General features: G+C 45.3%; 14 protein-coding genes. All 14 read right to left on the bottom strand.

The genetic code is table 11. The features are described from left to right. Positions 1 to 15: 15 nt before the first annotated feature. Positions 16 to 837, bottom strand: a complete 822-nt coding sequence (locus tag BO18_RS32535; protein WP_185752377.1) for a hypothetical protein — start codon at positions 835 to 837, stop codon at positions 16 to 18. After that, positions 827 to 2266, bottom strand: coding sequence for a DUF5702 domain-containing protein (locus tag BO18_RS07970; RefSeq protein ID WP_185752376.1), 1440 nt, complete (start codon positions 2264 to 2266; stop codon positions 827 to 829). Before BO18_RS07970 ends, BO18_RS32535 begins: the two co-directional genes overlap by 11 nt. Further along, positions 2250 to 2459, bottom strand: a complete 210-nt coding sequence (locus BO18_RS07965) for a Flp1 family type IVb pilin (protein WP_034445198.1) — start codon at positions 2457 to 2459, stop codon at positions 2250 to 2252. Before BO18_RS07965 ends, BO18_RS07970 begins: the two co-directional genes overlap by 17 nt. Before the next feature lie 32 nt (positions 2460 to 2491). Beyond that, positions 2492 to 3958 (bottom strand): type II secretion system F family protein, encoded by a 1467-nt coding sequence (locus tag BO18_RS07960; protein ID WP_081860955.1) that lies wholly within the window; start codon positions 3956 to 3958, stop codon positions 2492 to 2494. Then, the gene (locus BO18_RS07955; protein WP_185752375.1) at positions 3951 to 4715 is read right to left on the bottom strand and encodes a type II secretion system F family protein; all 765 of its coding nucleotides are present in this window, start codon (positions 4713 to 4715) and stop codon (positions 3951 to 3953) included. The genes BO18_RS07960 and BO18_RS07955 overlap by 8 nt, the downstream gene beginning before the upstream one ends. Further along, entirely contained in the window at positions 4651 to 5808 is a 1158-nt protein-coding gene (locus tag BO18_RS07950; protein ID WP_081861043.1) for an ATPase, T2SS/T4P/T4SS family, read from the bottom strand. Before BO18_RS07950 ends, BO18_RS07955 begins: the two co-directional genes overlap by 65 nt. A gap of 79 nt (positions 5809 to 5887) precedes the next feature. Then, positions 5888 to 6919 (bottom strand): hypothetical protein, encoded by a 1032-nt coding sequence (locus tag BO18_RS07945; RefSeq protein WP_034445191.1) that lies wholly within the window; start codon positions 6917 to 6919, stop codon positions 5888 to 5890. Next, entirely contained in the window at positions 6907 to 7305 is a 399-nt protein-coding gene (locus BO18_RS36610; RefSeq protein ID WP_051688571.1) for an A24 family peptidase, read from the bottom strand. Before BO18_RS36610 ends, BO18_RS07945 begins: the two co-directional genes overlap by 13 nt. Before the next feature lie 325 nt (positions 7306 to 7630). Then, the gene (locus BO18_RS07935) at positions 7631 to 8482 is read right to left on the bottom strand and encodes a hypothetical protein (protein WP_034445188.1); all 852 of its coding nucleotides are present in this window, start codon (positions 8480 to 8482) and stop codon (positions 7631 to 7633) included. A gap of 214 nt (positions 8483 to 8696) precedes the next feature. After that, entirely contained in the window at positions 8697 to 9173 is a 477-nt protein-coding gene (locus tag BO18_RS07930; RefSeq protein WP_034445185.1) for a flagellar export chaperone FliS, read from the bottom strand. A 23-nt stretch (positions 9174 to 9196) separates the two neighbouring features. Then, on the bottom strand, positions 9197 to 10381 hold the full coding sequence (locus BO18_RS07925; RefSeq protein ID WP_034445183.1) for a flagellin N-terminal helical domain-containing protein: 1185 nt from the start codon (positions 10379 to 10381) through the stop codon (positions 9197 to 9199). Positions 10382 to 10408: 27 nt separating this feature from the next. Further along, positions 10409 to 13351 carry a DUF6240 domain-containing protein gene (locus tag BO18_RS07920; protein WP_034445180.1) on the bottom strand — a complete coding sequence of 981 codons (2943 nt, stop codon included), beginning with the start codon at positions 13349 to 13351 and terminating at the stop codon, positions 10409 to 10411. A 74-nt stretch (positions 13352 to 13425) separates the two neighbouring features. Next, complete coding sequence (gene glgB, locus BO18_RS07915) at positions 13426 to 15423, bottom strand: 1,4-alpha-glucan branching protein GlgB (RefSeq protein WP_242856532.1); 1998 nt, start codon at positions 15421 to 15423, stop codon at positions 13426 to 13428. A 22-nt stretch (positions 15424 to 15445) separates the two neighbouring features. Beyond that, positions 15446 to 18646, bottom strand: coding sequence for a hypothetical protein (locus tag BO18_RS07910; protein WP_034445177.1), 3201 nt, complete (start codon positions 18644 to 18646; stop codon positions 15446 to 15448). Positions 18647 to 18673 lie beyond the last annotated feature (27 nt).

Raw genomic sequence — 18673 nt, 5'->3', positions numbered from 1 at the left:
ACCTTTCTTCTATATTTATTGTCCGCAGGTACTACAAGGTCTTTTGCCTCCCACCTGGGAAATGGGAATGGTGTAGATCTTTCTTTTCAGCCCCGGGCAGCTTAATGTGCTGTGGTACCTCTCTCCATAGCTTGTTATAAAAACACTTCCTGCGCCTATGTTTTCTCCGCAGTACTCGCAGGGGTAATAGATCTTCCTGTCTTTATTGCGGACCTTCTTAAGCTCACTGATATCAACACTTTTGGCTTTCAGGTGCAGATGTTCACAATCTATACTTTTGTGATATACCTCTCCGTGCTCTGTTACGTACACCATTTCCTCCTCATTTTCCAAAGTCCCGAAACCGGTCTCAATGTCGTATCCCGTCCAGGCGTGGCCAAAAAATCTTGCTTCCACTGGAAATTCCTTGAAGCCCGCAATGGGGATCATGGGCTTAACGTCATAGTCCATTACCAGGTCTATGTAGTCATTTCCAAGAAGCACCCTTGAATTGATAAAACTGATTCCGTCAAACCCATTCTTTACGCAGCTTCCCTCAAGGCCCTTTCCCAGATAATCCCGTACCATTTCTTTGGCATAAAGGATTCCTCCTGCCCCAGCGACCATGTCTAGTCCGGAGCCATCATAGTCCCCAAGAAGTCCCTCTCCAAACCGTAAGTCAAAGGCCATAAGGGACATCTCACTCCCAGTCTGGTGAAGAGCTGCTTCCATGTCCGACTGGACCTTCACGATATTGAAGACCACCATGATATTCACAAAGAAAAAGATGAAAAGCGGAAGGGCTATGGAGGCCTCCACTGTCATGGAAGCCATAAAAGCCTTTTTATTACTCCTCATATCCATAGATCCTTTCTATCCGTGCTTCGTACCCGTATCTGGTTCCGACAGTTATCTCTCCGCAAAAAGTATCAAGGCAATGGTCCAGCATAAACCTGGCATTTCCCGCAGTTTTCCTGACGTCCATTTCGATGATATCTGCAAGGCGCATGGTCTTGGTCTGAAGGTCCGTAAGAAAGAGCCTTGTCCTTAGATAGTCCTCGTACCTCAGTCCTTCTCCAAGGTCGCCTCCACCAAGAAAAGATCTGAAATTTAGCATTTCAAAAAGTCCCAACCTCCAGGTAGAGTCGCTCTTAAACAGGGGAACCCTTCCGCCTGAAAAGAGAATGTTCAGATCTGAAATTGATTCTGCAAAGGTCCAGGCAAACAAAATTGAATACTTCACCGGGTCCTTAAGTTCAGGAACAAACAGGATTGCAGAAAGAGCTGCTGCCACCAGTTCCGCCTCATTCACCTTCTCCTGGCAGCCAAAAAGATACATCATATTCGAGGCTTCCCTGATAAAAAGCAGGTTTTCTGCCATCTTCTCCAGATTTCCCCAGTCGCTATCCTTCCCGTATACCAGATACTCCAGCTGATATTTCAAAAGAGATTTCTCAAGTTCAGCACCGTATCTCGAGCATTTCTCATAGTAGTATTGCTCCAAAAGCAGCTTTTCCGTAAAAGAGATATCTTCTGTGTCACTTAGTCCTGTGCCCTTGTTAAGCTTTCGGTGTGATGCGTATTCTGAAAGATTTACAGCAGCTTTGGACACGCCTGACCTGTCTGGAATTGCCAGATTTAAGGCCCCTATCCCCTTTTGTGAATTAACCACATCCGCAGGATTTCCCAGGGTAAGCTCTTCTTCCTCCCCTTCGTCGTTAATGATGGTTGGAAGTTCCACAGAGTCAATCTGCTCCTGATTTTCCCTGGCCATTTCCTCCACATCCGTAGTATCAAGACCGCCCTCCGAAATGGCCCTTGTGTTTTCCTCCACGTCAGTAAGGAGGCCTTCCACCGGCTCTGCTCCCATGTAGGCCAGTATCTGCCGGTTCAGCACGGCCCCATCATTATCCAGGGCAAAAGAGCTACCGGTAATATGTGCATCTTTGCAGAAAGCCCCCATGATAGTCTGGGAATTCGATAGTTTCCCATAGGTACTCCTTTCAAAGTTCTTTTGCACATAGTATCTAAGGTGCTCCTCAGTATTGGTGATAGAGTGGTTTCCCGTCCCGTAGGAGGTGTCCACCATAAGAAGTCCGTATTGTTCATAAAGCGCCCTGCTGTACTCAGCCAGGATCGAGTTCATGGAAATGTCCGCCACACACTCGGTCTTAAGTTTTACTGCTCCTATCCTGGCCCCCTGAAACAGGACCAGGATAAGAGAAAGGATTATCATTATGGACATAGACAGAAAGACTGTCAGATATCCCTTAGTTTGTGACTGCACGGGTTTCCTGCCTGATTGTCTTGAATATATCTTCAACAATTCCTGAGATCTGCTCCTTAAACACGATTACCAGCCCAATGAGCACAACGATGATAAGGATGACCTCCACGGTTCCCATACCCGACTCATCATTCCAGAACTTCTTTACTCCGCTTCCAATCTTTCTTCCAATACTTTTGATTTCGTTGATCATTATTTTTCCTCCGTTTTTGTTTTTATTAGTTGTTAAAATGCCATATATGCCGGTATCATGATGACTACCATTACGATCACCAGCATGATTATCATGGGAAGGAGAAGCTTTGTTCCCGCTTCCTCCCCTGCTTTTCTGGCCTTATCCATTCTTTCCTCAAAGGCCTTTTTTGATTCCTCCTGCAAAAGCGAAAGGAGCTCACTGTTGCCCTTCCTAAGGTTTTGAGAAAGAAGCGTCACTAGTCTCGTATACTGCTGCCCTCCACACCTTAGTCCAAGCCTCACATACACATCCGCCTCGGATTCACCGGCAGAAAGCTCTCTGCTGGCTCTTTGCACCTCCTCGTAAAGGTACCTTTTTTCATCTCCTGCCTTTTTCTTCCTGTCATAATTGGCCGAGAGTTTTATAAGAATATTTCTCATGGTCATCCCGGCGCCCATATACAGGACCAGCTGGGAAACAAACTGAGGATAGTCCGAAAGCATCTGGGAATATCGCTGCTCCATGGCCTTCTTCAGTTCCTTGTCCTTCATTACGTAGGACGCTGCCCCTCCGATAAGGGTCAAGAGAAGCAGCATCAGACTGTTGTCCTCTTTCCGCTCTGACCAGAAAAGCTTCCTTCCCTCGTACTCCTTCGGAAGCACAAGCTCCCCTTCGGTCAAAGAGTCCTGGTCAGCCTGAAGAAGCAATTTTTTTATTTCCTTAAAGGCCCTCTCCGCCGGCGAAAGAACTCTCGGAAGTATATTTGCCACAAACTCCTGCTGCCACTTCATCTCCTCATAGCTGTATATGGCCGTCAAAGTCACAGCTGTACCTTCTTTTGGAATGCTATCCTCATTGAGTGCCCCATCAAGGTGCACAATCTCGTAGTTGTCCATTTTCCAACTGATGGTAAAGGGATATTCAGGGATGGTCTCCACAAGATCAAGGTCTGTCGTCACCCGGTCAAAGCTTTCATTATCCTTTAGGACTATTTTCTCTAATACAGGACCGGCTTTTTCAAATAAATCTTCTGCCTCTTCCTTTGTATATGCCCTGGTCCTGACAGGGAGGGTGTAGTCCAAAAGTTCTTTTCCCGTTTCATCTGCTGCCACCAGCTCCAGTTCAAACTCCCTGTCCCCAAACTCGCCTCTTTCTATGGCACCTTCATTAGTGATATGACTGCTTTTTCCAGCGCCTAGGCACATCATTATGGAAAGAAAGCTTCCTGCCGTTGCCATGATAAGTACAATGCTTATCTTCCTTATGAAGTACTCTGTTTCCGCAGTGTCCAGGTCCTTTCTCTGCTGAAGCGTCGCAAGGCTCTGACGTATCTTTTCCCCTGAAAAGCTCTTTATCCTGCCCCTTACCTTCTGGTATATGAAAAGAGACATTTTAAGAAATACGCGACTTATCCCTGTCTCCTCCATGGTCTCTGGAATTTCCAGGTCCTTCGACAGCAGGAAAAGAGCTATAAGAGCTGCGGGGAAGATCAGATAAACAAAGATCATTTTAGACATAAATATTCACGATCCTTTCTGATAAAAGATATGCAAAGCCATAGAATCCCATACAAAGTGTCATCAGTATCACCCCAAAAACGTTGTGGTACAGGGGCTCGAAAAAACCGGGGCTGGTAAGGTTTATATAAAAGATAATGAAGAAGGGAACCATATTCATGATCCTTGCTTCCATTCTTTTTGCGCTTATCAGCACGTCAATTTCTTTTTCCACGTCCATTTTCTGGGAGATGACAGTGATGGTCTTTCCAATTATGTCCGTCATATTTCCACCGCTTCTTTTTGCCACTGCGAAGACCTCCGCAAAATCCTGGATGTCCGTGTTCCCTGTTTCCCTCCCCATCTTGAAGATAAGCTTTTCAATGGGCACATTGTTCTTTATTCCTTTTCTGATCCCCGACAATTCTTCTGATATAAGTGACTTTTTTCCATACAAAAGCTCCATGTCTTTTCCCGCTTCCATAAAGGCATTCTCAACGGAATACCCGGCCTTCATGCTGGTAAGGGCCGAAGCAATTGCATCCCGGAACTGGATTCCAATGAGTCTTGTATTCCTCTCAACCTGGCGTTTCTTCTGATACAAAAACCAGGGGACTACAACCGGCATCAGGATTAAGACTGCTATCCAGGAATCATAAAAGAGCCTTCCGAACAAAAGAGCTATAAGTGCTCCCTGGGCAAATATTGGCCAGTCACGAAGGCTCGGTCGGAAGTCTAAGACCTGCTGCCATAAGTTTTTCAGTAGCTTTAAGCTCACCAACTTTCCTCCATTTTCCAACTATTTTTTCTCCCTCAACCCCCTCCTCCATAAATCGAAACAGTGTATTTACCTGTATTTTCCCGGAGACAGGGTCAAGCTCTTTTTCCAGCTCACATATTTCAAGGACTTTCCTGGTCCTGTCCCTGAGCCTTCCAAGGTGTATGACTATGTCGATCCCAGAAGCAATCTGTCCACGAATAGCAGGAAGTGGTATCTCCATGCCCATTAAGACCATAGTCTCAATTCTTGAAAGCATATCCTCCGCACTGTTGGCATGTCCGGTACTCATGGCCATGTGCCCCGTGTTCATGGCCTGCAACATGTCAACACACTCATCACCCCTGACTTCTCCTACTACAATCCAGTCAGGGCGCATTCGAAGGGATGACTTTATCAGGTCTCTGATACTTATTGGTCTGCAGCCTTCCACGTTGGCGTTTCTTGCTTCCATCCTGACTAGATTTGGCACGCCCCTGATCTGTAGCTCAGCGTTGTCTTCTATGCTGATTAGTCTTTGATCCTTTGGAATAAAGTCTGAAAGAGCATTTAGAAAGGTGGTTTTTCCTGAACCGGTACCACCGGAGATAAAGATGTTATATCCAGCCTTCACAAGAACTTCGATATAACTTTTGAGATATTCAGATATGGAACCCAGCTCAATGAGCCTTTCCATGGTAATGGGTTTATCCGGAAACCTCCTGATGGTCACCACCGGCCCATTATTTAGCGCGATGGGACTCATGACCACATTTACTCGTGAGCCGTTTTCAAGCCTGGCATCCACAATGGGAGAGGCTTCGTTAACCACCCTGTTGCAGGAGGATACGATCTGCTGGACCACATCCTCAAGCTTTTGCCTGGACTCAAATCGGCTCTCGGACCTTCGAATGATACCGTCTTTTTCATAAAAGATATTGTCGGTGCCATTTACCATGATCTCCGTAATGGTGGGATCATCTACCAGTGCCTGAAGAACGTCCAGTTTTCTTATAGAGTGGAAGATCTGCCTTCTAAGCCTTTTCTTATCCTCCATGGAAACTGCCAGATGGCGGAGCCGTCCGGAAATCTCCCGGTCGATAAGTTCGTACATCTCCTCATCTGTGATCTCTTTAGAAAAGTCCAAAGAGCCTACAACCTGCTCCCTGATCCCGGACCGAAGTTCCTCAAGATCAAGCCCCAAGACTCATTACCTCCTGTCCCTCCGCAAGAAGTGCCTCCACATATCTGTTGTAGGAAGCCCCTTCCCTGACGTCCGGGATCATAAACTTGATAGTCCTTGCTATGATGTCCTCGTATCCGTTATCTGCCAGAACCCTGTTGTACCTGGAAAGCCTGTAATGGTCAGCAGAATTATTTCGGGTAATGGTATAAACCACATCACAAAGGCCCAGGATCTCAAAGAATCCGTCAGGGTACTCCTTCATATCAAGAAGCACATACTCGTAACCGGCTTCCTGACAAAGAAGCCTTATCAGCTCCCTGACCTTCTCAAACCCGATCTCCTTCACCTGCATGGCAGTTCTGGCAGGACTGATGTAATCAAGGCCATTACGGCTTTTCCTGATCCTCTCCAGATACAGGCAGAACTTGTCCCGTTCACAATCTGCATAGTACAGAAGATCGGTTATATCCTCTTCTGCCTCTGCTTCAAACATACTTGGTAGGGCCGAAAAGCTCTCAAAGCTCAGCATGATGGTCTTATGTTTTTTTGCGAGGCACTCGCCCATCTTTACCAAAAGAGACGTCTGTCCGCTTCTTGAAAGTGGCGTAAAGAACCCGATCACATTACATTTTCCCGTGATCCCTGCTCCGGAAAGCCCGCTAAATCCAGCCGTATGACTTGTACATAGCTCTAAGACCTCCCCGGCTATCTGAGTTGCAGGAGAATACTTGCTGATATGCTTAAGGTTACCCTCAGGGAAAAGAGCTTTCTCCTGGCCTGACCATTCTTTTGTTTCCTCATCAAGTATTATCACGTTCTTAAATTGTTTGTAGCTGTTGTCTCTTTTGAGTCTTCGAATGGCACTTTCTGAGATAACCAAAAGAGATATCTCGCCCATTTCAGAAAACTGCAAAAGCTTTTCTGTGTCTGTAAATGCATGGATCTCAAAGGAAAGCTTTAAGTGATTCCGTAAGTATTCCTGCAGCCTTTCACAGTACATCCTGTTGCTGTCACAGACAGTCAGTATCACATTACCCATATTCCTCCTCCCAGGGTACAGATCAAAGCGCTGATAAGAACCGGCACTGCAAAGTGTATCGTTTTCTGTTTATTTCTTTTTAGGATTAGGATCGCGACTGAAATTGCACCTGCGATCAAAAAAGATATCATGATACAGGAAAGAGTATCCTGCATAGATAAGAAAGATGCTGCTGACATGAAAAGCTTTACATCGCCTGCTGCGATACCTTTGAAGAAGTATACCGGAAGCAGGATAAGAAATGCCGCCCCTACTGCTGTGAGGGATTCAACAAATCTGTCTGGTCCCTGAAAAAGGGACCCTGTAACGCCTATCAGAAGCCCTGGGACTACCCAGACGTTGTAAATCTTGTCCTTGTACAGATCAGTAAAAACTGCTCCGGACAAGATCAGTATTAAAATTGCGACTATAAAAATCTACTCCTTTCATTTGCGTTTTCGAGCTCGCGATGAAGAATTTAACACACCGTTTTTTCTTTGTAAACCCCCTTAAAATTTGGATCCGCGTTCCATCTTAAGAATTTGTTCGACTCTGTTCGGTTCTGTGCTGCCAAAGCTTCAAACCCAGTAAATAAGCGGGATATGATTCTTTTCCTCAAGAAAAGAGCCTTCTCCCGCCCTTCGCAATATCGTAAATTGTTATGCAAAATTAATAGGTTTCGATTGTAAAAATTAATATCTTAAGATTTTCTTAAGAACCCTTTCTCGTTCATCAGGTCTCTTCTCTGGAGCCTGTATAAACCGGGATTCCAAAGCCACTTGGAAGGAGCTTTTCTCCAAGAGCCAGGGATGCATAGTCATGACGGTCAATGATTATCTCAGTCTCTGGCTCATAACACTCATACGCACTTTCCAGTGATTGTTTTATCATCTGAGGAAGAAGCCTGACGCTCTCTTTTCCGGAGGCAAACATTAAAACCAGCTCCAGTTTCCCGGATGGTGTCTTATGAAGGAGCAAAAGACCTGTTATCTGCCCGTCTATTTCAGCGTAGCAGGACACATCATTTTCAAAATAAAGCCTTGGAAGATACGCCAGGTCTTCACAGGTTCCATAGTGGCCCTGAACCAGTGTCTTACTGATAGCTGTGGAAAAGGCTCTCTGTGTGGCAGACCTTAGGGGCATTATGGCTTCTGAAATAGTGATCCTGTTAAAAGCACTGATTTTAGCCATCTCAGACAGTCTTGCCGTTATCTTATCTCCTTCCATAAGGTCTACAGTAAAGCCCTTTTCTTTAAGCATCATCTTAAGGTCTTTACTGGTCTTAGCCGGAAGAACAAAGTTTGACTTAACGATTCCTTCAAGCTTTATAGCTTTGCCATAGGCTTCAAACAGGTCCATAAAGGACTGCTCATCATCGGCCTTTAGCCAAACTATTTTACTTTCCTTGTCAGAATCATTTAACATGTTCTTATATTCCCAGACTATTCCGGCCTTTGGAACATTCTGGTCATCTGAAATGATAAGACCGCTATAGAAGGTTCTACCGATGTTCTCGGCAATGTCTTCTGTCAGGTAATCCGCAAACTGCTCAATATTTTCTTCCGTCAGCTCTACAACGCCCATTATGTCCTCCTATGAGCCCATCACCCTTGTATAAGATCCGTATCAAGATATGTCTCACTTGCAACCACTTCACTGGCCTTGTCTTCCGACACTACACCTGATTATATAATATATTAAAACGTTTATATTTGTCCTCAATTTAATAAATACTTAATAAAAAAAATGGGACTATCACTTGGATAATCCCATCTTGAATACTTTATCTTATGAATTTTTATGCCATCAGTCCCCGGTTCATTGAAACCGCCCTGATATCCTCATTAAGGCTGTGCTTTCCGTAGGTAAGTCCCGCATAAACCTGCTGGGTGTTACCCATCAGCTGCTGACTGTTATCAAACTTTTCCAGCTCTCGATATGCCTCGTGGAGGCTCCTAAAGTTCTTTAGCACTCTCCAGATTCTGTGGATACTGTAACTTGCTCCTGCAGCAATAAGCTCCTTTTTGGAGAAAATGTATATCTGATGAAGGTTCCTTGCAAGCTCATAGTCAAGGTTGAGAGATCTTATAAGTTCATCGATACAGTTCTGGGCATTTAAAAGGCTCCTTGTGGCTGCATCTTTTTTACCGATCCCTATCTCATCTATTGCTTCCTCCAGATAACCCATCACCATCTCATAGATAATAGTTATCATCTGGGTTTTGTTTGCCTGGGATATCTTAAGGGTGAATTCCTGTTTCTTTTCCAAAGTCATAGTCTGCCCTCTTTTCTACATAATTACTGAAGAAGCTGAAGTACCTGGGATGGTCTTTCATTTGCCTGGGCCATCATGGAGATTCCAGCCTGTGAAAGAACCTGCTGGGTCGAATAGGTGGTCATTTCCTCCGCCATATCAACGTCCATGATACGTGAATATGCAGCTGTCATATTCTCAACAGTGATATCCAGTGAGCTTACTGTATGCTCAAGCCTGTTCTGGTATGCACCAAGTCTTGACCTGATGCTGCTTATCTCAGTAATGGCATTTTTAATGCTCTCTATTCCCTCTAAAGCTCCAACTTCATTGGCAAGATCAAGGTTATAAAGTCCAAGGGTTGTAAGGGAAACCTTAGAGATCCTGATATCCAGTGTCTGTCCCTCGTTGGCGCCTACCTGCATTGTCATGGCGCCTGTTCCAGTGAGTTCAACATTGACTGTTCCGTTGAAGGACTCATCTATCTGGATCTGGATCTTACGTCCTGTACTGTCTGTAAGTGTAAGAACATCCTCATTTATTGTAGCCTGGAGACCATTGTTCATATAGTCAACCATTCCAGAGTCAGTAACCTTCTGAATCTTGATGGCAGATTCACTTCCGTTCTCAAAGAAGATTCCCTTCTTATCTACGCCAGTTGAACCTGTAAGGTTTATATAGCTCACATCAATTCCTGTGATCTGATATGTTCCGGCCTCCACAACATCTGAGTAGGATACCACCTTAATATTTGGATTTGTCACAGCACTTGCAGGGTTTGTTCCAACGGTGGCATATCCCCTGAGGTCAAAGGAACCGTCAAGGATACTCTGCCCGTTAAACTGAGTGGTCTTAGCCATTCTCTCGATCTCTTCCTTCAGAAGGGTTACCTCTTCCTGGATTGCTTTTCTATCATCCTCTGTAAGGGTTCCATTGCTGGCCTTGATTGCAAGCTCATTCATTCTCTGAAGAACCTCATGGATCTCAGACAGACTTCCGTCTGCCACCTGAACGATTGAGATCGCATCATTGGAGGTGTCATTTGCAACACCCAGTCCTTCTATCTGTGAATTCATTCTTCTGGACATCGCAAGTCCCGAGGGGTTATCCTTGGCATTTGCGATCTTAAGACCACTTGATAATCTTTCAAGGGAATCCGAAAGAAGAGAGTCGTTTCTCTGAAGCGCGTTATTTGCTATCATCGCAGAAACATTATAATTTACTTTCATGCCTACCTCATTTCTTTTGCTGGTTATTTACAGTGCTTCAATAAAAGCCTTTGCCATTGTAAGTAGTGTTTTTGTCTCAGTCTTCTCAGGTTTTGGGCCATCCGTGGCCCTAGCACTAACCATGCCCGAAGATAGGCTATTTTGTGTGTGATAGAGGATAGCTATGTTTTCCCGGTCTATACCGATGCCCTCTATTCTCTCTGATATTTTCTCACACAGTCTGGTTCTTACATTCTCCAGATATTCAGACTCTTCCTGATTGCTTCCATTTGTGGTGGTAAGCATCCCTCGAAGCGTGTCACCGTCTTTATATAAGCTAAGGGTGACCAGTCCGTACTCATAAGTCTGAACACTGGCATCCATCCTTGAATTTGCATTTTTGTCGCTCTTGAGCGTCACATGCATTGAGAGCTGTTGCCCTTCTATTTCCACCGGCACTTCAAAGCTTCCACTCTCTGCACTTCTGCCCATGACAGAAATCTGTTTTTGCAAAAGAGATATGGCTCTGATGTCGATGTAATTATCATTTTCAGTCATTAGCTCTTCAGATAATTTATCGGAAATATCTCCCAAAATCTTAAGGTAGTTTTCCTCATAATCATCTTCATCAAGCTTTTCTGTTAAAAGAGCTGTCTCCTTAATTTCCTTTGTTCTGTTCCAGATATTTCCTTCTCTTCTGTCCCTTCTTTCGGAGATCATTGCCTCCAGATTATTGAATGTAACAGCTACGTCTACGCTCCTTAACTCCTCCGCTGCAGGCTCTGCTGCCTTGAGGGAAGCAATCTGTCTTATCTGCTTTATCTGCTCCTGTATATAATCCCTCTCTAGCTGCTGATCCTTTTCTGCTTTCTGCAGATCATCCGCAAGCTGGGGTAAAAGTGTAGCCTCAGTAGGAGCTGCTTCCACAAGCTTTTCAGGCTCCAGATTCTCATAGACAATCTCTGCCTTTGCCCTGTAGTATCTGAAGGACGCGCTTATCTGCTCATCTATCCTTGCGCTCTCCGAAGGTACTGCGTCCACTCCGCCAAAGGTCTCATCAAGTTTTACGTCAACACCTTTCCGTGAAGCCTTCTGGTTTCTGGTTGCCTTAAGAAGATTGCCTATGGTCATTTCCTGATCTGTCTTTAAGATAGATCCTATAGCCTGATAGTCTGTTTCCTTTAATGTATGGAACAATCTGTAGATTCCAATAAAAGAGGTCTTCTCCTCCTGGGTGATCTCTCCCTTGTGCTCCAGCTTAAAAAGAAATCTTGAATACTTCTCCTGGTCCTTGCTCTGCTGTTTATCATTGTCGGAGTCATGATCAAGGTTTTCAGAAAGCTCTTCGATAGTCATGGCAAGAGGATTCTTTCCCTGGCGGATAAGATCAAGAACTGCTCCGGGCTTAAGTCTTTCCACCGTTGACTGTAATTTAACATCCCAGGCTCTTACCTTCTCAAAGTTTTCCTCATTAACCTCCATCCTGTTATATCCCAGGATCCTGATGGCCCTTCTGTTCTCATCGGTAAGTTCCTTATTAAGGTCTTCAAGGATCTCATCCACATTTCTGAAAGCTTTCCTTATGCTGTCCCCAAGATCTGCTCTCGGAGCTGTCATAAGCTTCTCATATCCTTCACCGGCCTGTTTGAACTTAACTGTCAGTTTTTCTGAAGCATCGCTTATCTTGTAAAGGCTCTCTCTGTCAAGAGAGTCTGCCATCTGTCCCACAACGTCCACCGGACCTGAAGCTATGAAGCTTACTCTTGTCATAGTAAGTCTCATGGCATACTCTGCCCCGGCTGTAGGAATCTGAGTTATCTCATCAACTGCATCACCTGCTGCCTCGTCACTTATAGTAGAAAGAGCATTCTTAAGACCTTCAATGAGCTCCTCTATTGGCGCTGTATCAATAGAAAAGCCGCTGCCTATCAGCTGAAGATTTGCCTTTGCTGTCATCTGAAGCCTTACTTCTTCCAGCTGAAGTCTGGCTTCAATGTTCTTATGCATATTAGAGGTGGTATCGATTAAATTACCGTCCACAGCTCTTTTACCATCTGCGATAGCTGCTGCTGTGGCACCCACAAGGGTCTCTTCCCTTGCAGGAAGCTCTATGGACTTAAGCTTATTTACATTTATGAGTTTGTCCGGCGTAAGAGGGATTCCCTGCTCCACCATCCACTTGGCATTGTCCTTTACTGTTTCATCGGAAATATCAAGCTCAGCCTCATCTATCACCTTCTCTATCTGCGGCAAAAGCTGCTCCCAGTCGTAGCTGTCAGCCTTCTGAGCATAGTAACCCCCGGCTTCCTGGGCGTAATAACCCCTTCCTGATGCATTCTGCCCATTTGTGCTGTGGACTGCAAGGTAGAGATTTCCTATGGTTGGCTCCATGTCGTTTTGCACCATGAATTTAACAGCGCCATCCTCAAGGCTTTCGATATCTTCCACCTGCTCCACTGCTGCCTTGGCTGATTTAACGTTTTCAGTTGTAAGGGGAATGTCATTTTCCTTAAAACTCTTTTGAAGAGCGGTTGCAAAAGAGTCGCTTCCGGTGATCTTCCTTAGCTTATCAAGGCTTAAGTCATCGTTAAATCCGGTAATCTCAACTCCCGCTTCAAGCAGAACACTCTTGATCTTATCAACAATGCTCACCGTCTCTTCGCAGTTCATATTTTTGATATCAAATCCATCCTCAAGGGCCTTTGCATAGTCCTCCCCTGACATGGTATTTGATAAAAGAGCCATGAAATTGTGCTGCAGGTTTACATCCGTGCCTTCTGCCATTGCAGCAACATCATCTTTATTTCTTGAATGCTCTGCGTATACATTGTCTGTAAATCCGCTTCCGTCCAGTGACATTGCATACGAAGGCTTTTCTAACTGATCTTTTTTTGAGGGCCCTGACACTATCCTTCCTTCTGCCTCCATGCCTGAAAGAATTGAATCCTGGCTGGTCTTATGACCGGTAATCGTCTGAAAGCTAATGTTCATTCTGCGCCTCATTTATCTGATTTAATGCAACTAAAAAGGTGATGAACATATCGTTCATCACCTTCTATTTCGGCTTATGCTTTCTTTTTCTTTAGACCGGTTTTCTTTGGAGCCTCTTTCTTCACAGTCTCTTTTTTCACGGTTTCTTTCTTTGGGCTGTCCTTCTTTGGTGTCTGGAATACAAATACTTCAGCACCATAAGGTGGAAGATCAAAGGTTATGCTGTAGTCTTTGTAGTCACAAAGTCCCTTTTCAGCCTTGATCTTAGCAGGAACATTGCTTCCATTTCCGCCGAAGCTCTGATCCGCACTATCCAAAAGATGAGTATATGTTCCGTCAAATGGAACACCTACCTTAAAGCCCTTTCTCTCCATTGGTGTCATGTTAAGCACGAAGAGAATGTTATCTTTTCCGTTGGCAGCCCTTCTGTAGAAGCTGTAGGTACTGCGCTCCTTATCGTCGGCATTGATCCACTCAAATCCGCCCCAGTCATTATCCACTTCATAAAGAGCCGGGTACTTTCTGTAGAGCTCAAGAAGCTTTCCAACGTAGGCCTTCATTCCCTTGTTGAGGTCATTCTCCAGAAGGAACCAATCCAGCTCTCTCTTCTCGCTCCACTCTCTCTCCTGGCCAAAGTCCTGTCCCATAAACAGAAGCTTCTTTCCGGAGTGTCCAAACATATATGTATAGCCGACCCTGAGGTTTGCATACTTATCTACCTTATATCCGGGCATCTTCTCCACCATTGAGCATTTAAGGTGCACAACCTCATCGTGGGAAAGAGGAAGGATATAGTTCTCTGCGCTGTTATAGCTCATGGCAAAGGTCATCATGTAGTGAGCGCCCTGCCTGAAGTATGGATCAAGCTTCATGTACTCGCAGAAGTCATGCATCCATCCCATGTTCCACTTGAAGGCAAAACCAAGGCCATCATCCTCCGGAGGAGCTGTAACCTTAGGCCAGGCTGTGGATTCTTCTGCAATGGTGAGAACATGAGGATATGAGCCTCTTACCACACTGTTGAAGTGCTTGAAGAACTCGATAGCTTCAAGGTTCTTATTATCACCATACTTATTAGGAACCCACTGTCCGTCCTTCTTGCCATAGTCAAGATAGAGCATAGAAGCAACAGCATCCACTCTAAGACCATCAATATGGAACTTACGGATCCAGTAAAGAGCATTGGCAATAAGGAAATTCTTAACCTCTGGCTTTTCCAGATTGAAGATCTTTGTTCCCCAGTCAGGATGTTCTCCCTTCCTTGGGTCTGGATGCTCATAGATACATGTGCCGTCAAAGCAGGAAAGACCAAACTCATCAGGACAGAAATGAGCAGGAACCCAGTCAAGGATTACTCCTATTCCTGCCTTATGAAGCTTGTTCACAAGGTACATGAAATCTGTAGGCTCGCCATATCTTGCTGTAGGTGCATAATACCCTGTTACCTGATAGCCCCAGGAGCCATCGAAAGGATGCTCAGCAATCCCAATGAGCTCGATGTGGGTATACTTCATCTCCTTGAGATACTCAACAATCCTGTCGGCAAACTGCCTGTAGGTGTAGAATCCATCCTCTGTTCCGTCCGGATGTTTCATCCAGGAACCGATGTGGCACTCATAAATAGCGATGGGCTGACGGTTGGGATCCTTTCCCTTTATGCTGTCATACCACTTCTCATCTGACCATTTGAAGTTTGAAAGATCTGTGGTCTTAGATGCATTTCCCGGACGGAGCTCAGCATAGTTTGCATAAGGATCTGCCTTGTAGAGCTTTCTGCCGTCCTGAGCAGTGATAAGATACTTGTAAAGCTCACCAATACCAACTCCCGGAATAAAAATAGTCCAGATATTGCCGGTCTTGGATCTCTTCATCTGATGGGCATTCTCATCCCATCCGTTAAAATCTCCTACTACATGTACATCAGCTGCATTGGGTGCCCATACTGCGAAGAAGAAACCCTTCTTTCCATTTTCTTCTGAAGGATGTGCCCCTAGCTTATCATAGATGTCATAGTGTGTTCCCTGACCAAATAAATATTCGTCATCCTCGGAAATAAAAACCTTTTGACTCATTTTAGCCCCCTAAAAGAAATTATTAGTCATGCATAAAGTCTTTTTCTCTAAGTATTATCATATCATTTTCGTCGTACCTTTTGCGAACTAAAACGTCAACCAGGTGTCCGACGGTTCTCTTTTCCGCGTAATATATAGCGTCGTCAACAATATCTTTTACCTCAGATACTGTTACGTCGTGGTCAAGAGTCTGTCTCTCGGAGATCCTTGTGTGAAGCGCCAGGATTCCAAGATTATCGATGGCATATTCCTTTTCAAGAGCATACTGTCTTGCGTAAGCAACAAGGGAGTCATCGTCCAGAGCCTCAATATCAACGCGAACGTTAAAGCTCTGCTTAAGGGACGGATTCTTATCAAGGAATCTGTCCATATCCTCTTTGGTGTCCTCCATGACTATAACAAGACCCTTGTTCTCTTCCTGAAGGATCTTAAGTAGCTCACTTACTGTCTCCTGATCCAGATCTGCTGCTCTCTGAATAATGAGTGCGCCGTTGGCAAGCTTGTCAAAGATTCCTGCTGTGCTCTTCTTGTTAAGAACATTGGCAGTGATCTTGGCTACCTTTCCGCTGAAGTTGGAATCTGATGCCTGCATGGCCTTAATAAGTCCCTTTGCCAGGTTGACAGTTCCAGCCCCCTCTTCACCGGTAACAACGGCATTTCCTGAAAACGGATCCATGCTAAGGTTGTCGATAGCATTGATGATCTGCCTTCTGGATTTCTTATGATGTATATAAGGTCCGAAGAGCTCTTTTTCCTCGGGAGTCATGGTCCTTACGCGCTCCTCAAGCTCTCGGTTTCCAATATGCTTTTTCTTGGCAGGTTTATTCTGCTCAGTTTTTTGAGGTACAGGTGGCTTTGCCGGTGCGCTCTTTTTAGCCCTTTCCTCTTCCTCTTCCTCGTCCTCATCATCCTCATCGGAATCATCAGATTCGTCTTCCTCTGAGTCATCTTTGGAAGGAATTTCTTTAGCAGCTTCTTCAGGTGCTGCCTCCAGTTCGCTAGCTTCTACTACTTCTTCAGCCTTTGCGACTTGTGAGAGATCTGCGGTTGCAGAAAGGTCTGCGTCCTCAGAAGGCTCCTTATCCTCTTCGGCCTCTTTAGAAGGCGCTGTCGCATCAACTTCCGCTGCGGCTCTTGCAGCCTCAGTGATGTTCATTGTAATATCTCCTGCTGCCAGAGATTCAGCAACTGCCTTAAGGCTCTCTGTTACTGCTCCTGCTTCTGCAGCAGTCATTGCGCCAAGATCTTCGCTCTCTTCGCCGACGCCGAACCTTTCTGCCTCATCCTCCTGGTACTCCTCAGCAGATCTGGGCTGAGCACCATCCTGTTCGATAACCTCATCGATGGCGGCGTTTATCACGTCTTCTCTCTTAACGCTCCAGTCGCCTCTGCCTGAGTATCTCTCATGACGGTCCTTCTTGATGGCGTCAGTAATAGCTTTCTCTATCTTCTCCTGGAGACCAGACCTTGTCTTTACATCAAAGTCAGCAAACATGTCGCCGGTCTCGTCAGCAACTCTCTTTTTAACAGACTCAAGCTGCTTCTGCTGCTGATTCTTCTTGAACTGTTCCCAGTTGTCAAGGTACTCAGCGATGCTGATCTGGCCTGTTATCTGCTTCTCAACTTCAGGCTCAGGCTCTACAGCAAGGCTGATCTGGCCGTCTGATTCCTGAGAGAGCATATTCTCAAAATGTGAATGCATCTGATAACTTGCATTTGGATGGATAACAGCGCCCGGAACCTCGTCCTCTAAAGGCTTCTCCTCATAAGAGAATGCCTTGAAAGGCTGGATAACAGGATTTGGCTCTTTCTCCTCGACCTCTTCAGCCTCTTCCTCAGAATCAACTGCTGTTGCCATAATAGCGGGCTCAGAGGGAGCCTCCATTACCTTTTCCTCACCAAGTATCGGGCCATTCCCGCCATACTTGATGTCTATGCCCATCTGGGGCTGTGTATCAAAGAAAACTTCCTGCATTCCTGCAGCTGCCATATCCTCAGTGGATGTTGATACAGGAGAATAAATGGTGGTCTCTGCCGGAACCTCCTCATGCTCTTCTTCCTGAATTGTAGCGTCCTCGGCTTCCAGCTCGCCTGTATCCTCAAAGATCTCCTCTGTTATAGGCTGTACTCCACTTTGAACCGGCTCCTCCTGGGAAACAGGCTCAAATACCTTGGTGTCAGAATCATCTTCACCCAAAGCTTCCCTAAGGCTCTCTGCCAGGGACTCCTGAAGATTTACTGTGTTGAATGAACTAACGTCGTATGAAGGCTCTTTTATCTCACTGATATGAGGATATACGATTTCATCAGGATCTCTTTCTACCGGCGCTTCCTGCGCTGCTTCCTCATAAGGTTCCTCTTCTGCCTCAGGTGCTACTTCAGGCTCATTAGCAGCAAAAGAAACTTCTCCCGGAACAAACTCCCTGGTCTCATCCAGGTCTTCCTCTATCTCTTCGCCTCTTGCTCTGGCCTCATTGTAGGCTGCAATGTCAGCGTCAGTAACCGGTGGCATCTCTTTAGTAGGCTGCTTGATCTCAACAGTTCTGGTCTCATCCTTACCCACTTCATCCTTCTCATTGACAAAGGATGGATCAACCATTCCGCCGTGTTCCTGCTTATATCTGATATAACGATCCTTCTGCTCCGGTGAAAGGGGCTCGTGAAGCTGCTTCAGCTCCAGAGCCTTCATAACATATCTTCCCTCACCAAACCAAAGGAACATCTCGTCGCATTCTTCAATGCACTCTGTAGTAAGACCTACCCTGTGATACAGATAGGCAAGCTCGTATGCCCATCTTTCACGGTAATCGTGCTTCTTAAACTCCTCAAGAACTGCAATTCTCTCTTCAAGGCTTACTTCCTGTGCCTCGTAGAGCTTGTACTGAAGGATGTATCTTCCTGTATCCCTGGGAGCAATCCTTACAAATTCCTTATAATACTCCACGGCCTGAACAAACTCGCCCATCTTGATTGCCAGTTCGCATAATGAATATACAATAGGACGGCTTGTAGGGTGTCTGTCATAAGCCATAAGGAGAACGTCTTTACTCTCCGTATAGCGTCTGTTTATCTTATACAGGTCACTGATGGTACAGAGCATACTGATACTCTTTACTCTTTTCCAGTCAATGGTGTCTGCTATCTTAACTGCTTCGGCAAATCTGCCTTCCCCAATCAAAGCCTTTATTTCATCGGCTCGAATTTTATATTCGACTTTATCCAAAATATCTACCTCTTTGGTGCAAAAAAT

It is taken from the genome of Butyrivibrio sp. AE2032, assembly GCF_000702965.1.
Note: the sequence above shows the minus strand (reverse complement) of the source record. Positions and strands in the feature narration are given on the sequence as shown.

What these genes read in the sequence shown, in the direction of transcription:
- BO18_RS32535 (WP_185752377.1), bottom strand. Translation starts at nt 837, where the DNA reads ATGAGGAGTAATAAAAAGGCTTTTATGGCTTCCATGACAGTGGAGGCC.
- BO18_RS07965 (WP_034445198.1), bottom strand. Translation starts at nt 2,459, where the DNA reads ATGATCAACGAAATCAAAAGTATTGGAAGAAAGATTGGAAGCGGAGTA.
- BO18_RS07960 (WP_081860955.1), bottom strand. Translation starts at nt 3,958, where the DNA reads ATGTCTAAAATGATCTTTGTTTATCTGATCTTCCCCGCAGCTCTTATA.
- BO18_RS07950 (WP_081861043.1), bottom strand. Translation starts at nt 5,808, where the DNA reads ATGTACGAACTTATCGACCGGGAGATTTCCGGACGGCTCCGCCATCTG.
- BO18_RS07945 (WP_034445191.1), bottom strand. Translation starts at nt 6,919, where the DNA reads ATGGGTAATGTGATACTGACTGTCTGTGACAGCAACAGGATGTACTGT.
- BO18_RS07935 (WP_034445188.1), bottom strand. Translation starts at nt 8,482, where the DNA reads ATGGGCGTTGTAGAGCTGACGGAAGAAAATATTGAGCAGTTTGCGGAT.
- BO18_RS07930 (WP_034445185.1), bottom strand. Translation starts at nt 9,173, where the DNA reads ATGACTTTGGAAAAGAAACAGGAATTCACCCTTAAGATATCCCAGGCA.
- BO18_RS07925 (WP_034445183.1), bottom strand. Translation starts at nt 10,381, where the DNA reads ATGAAAGTAAATTATAATGTTTCTGCGATGATAGCAAATAACGCGCTT.
- BO18_RS07920 (WP_034445180.1), bottom strand. Translation starts at nt 13,351, where the DNA reads ATGAACATTAGCTTTCAGACGATTACCGGTCATAAGACCAGCCAGGAT.
- glgB (WP_242856532.1), bottom strand. Translation starts at nt 15,423, where the DNA reads ATGAGTCAAAAGGTTTTTATTTCCGAGGATGACGAATATTTATTTGGT.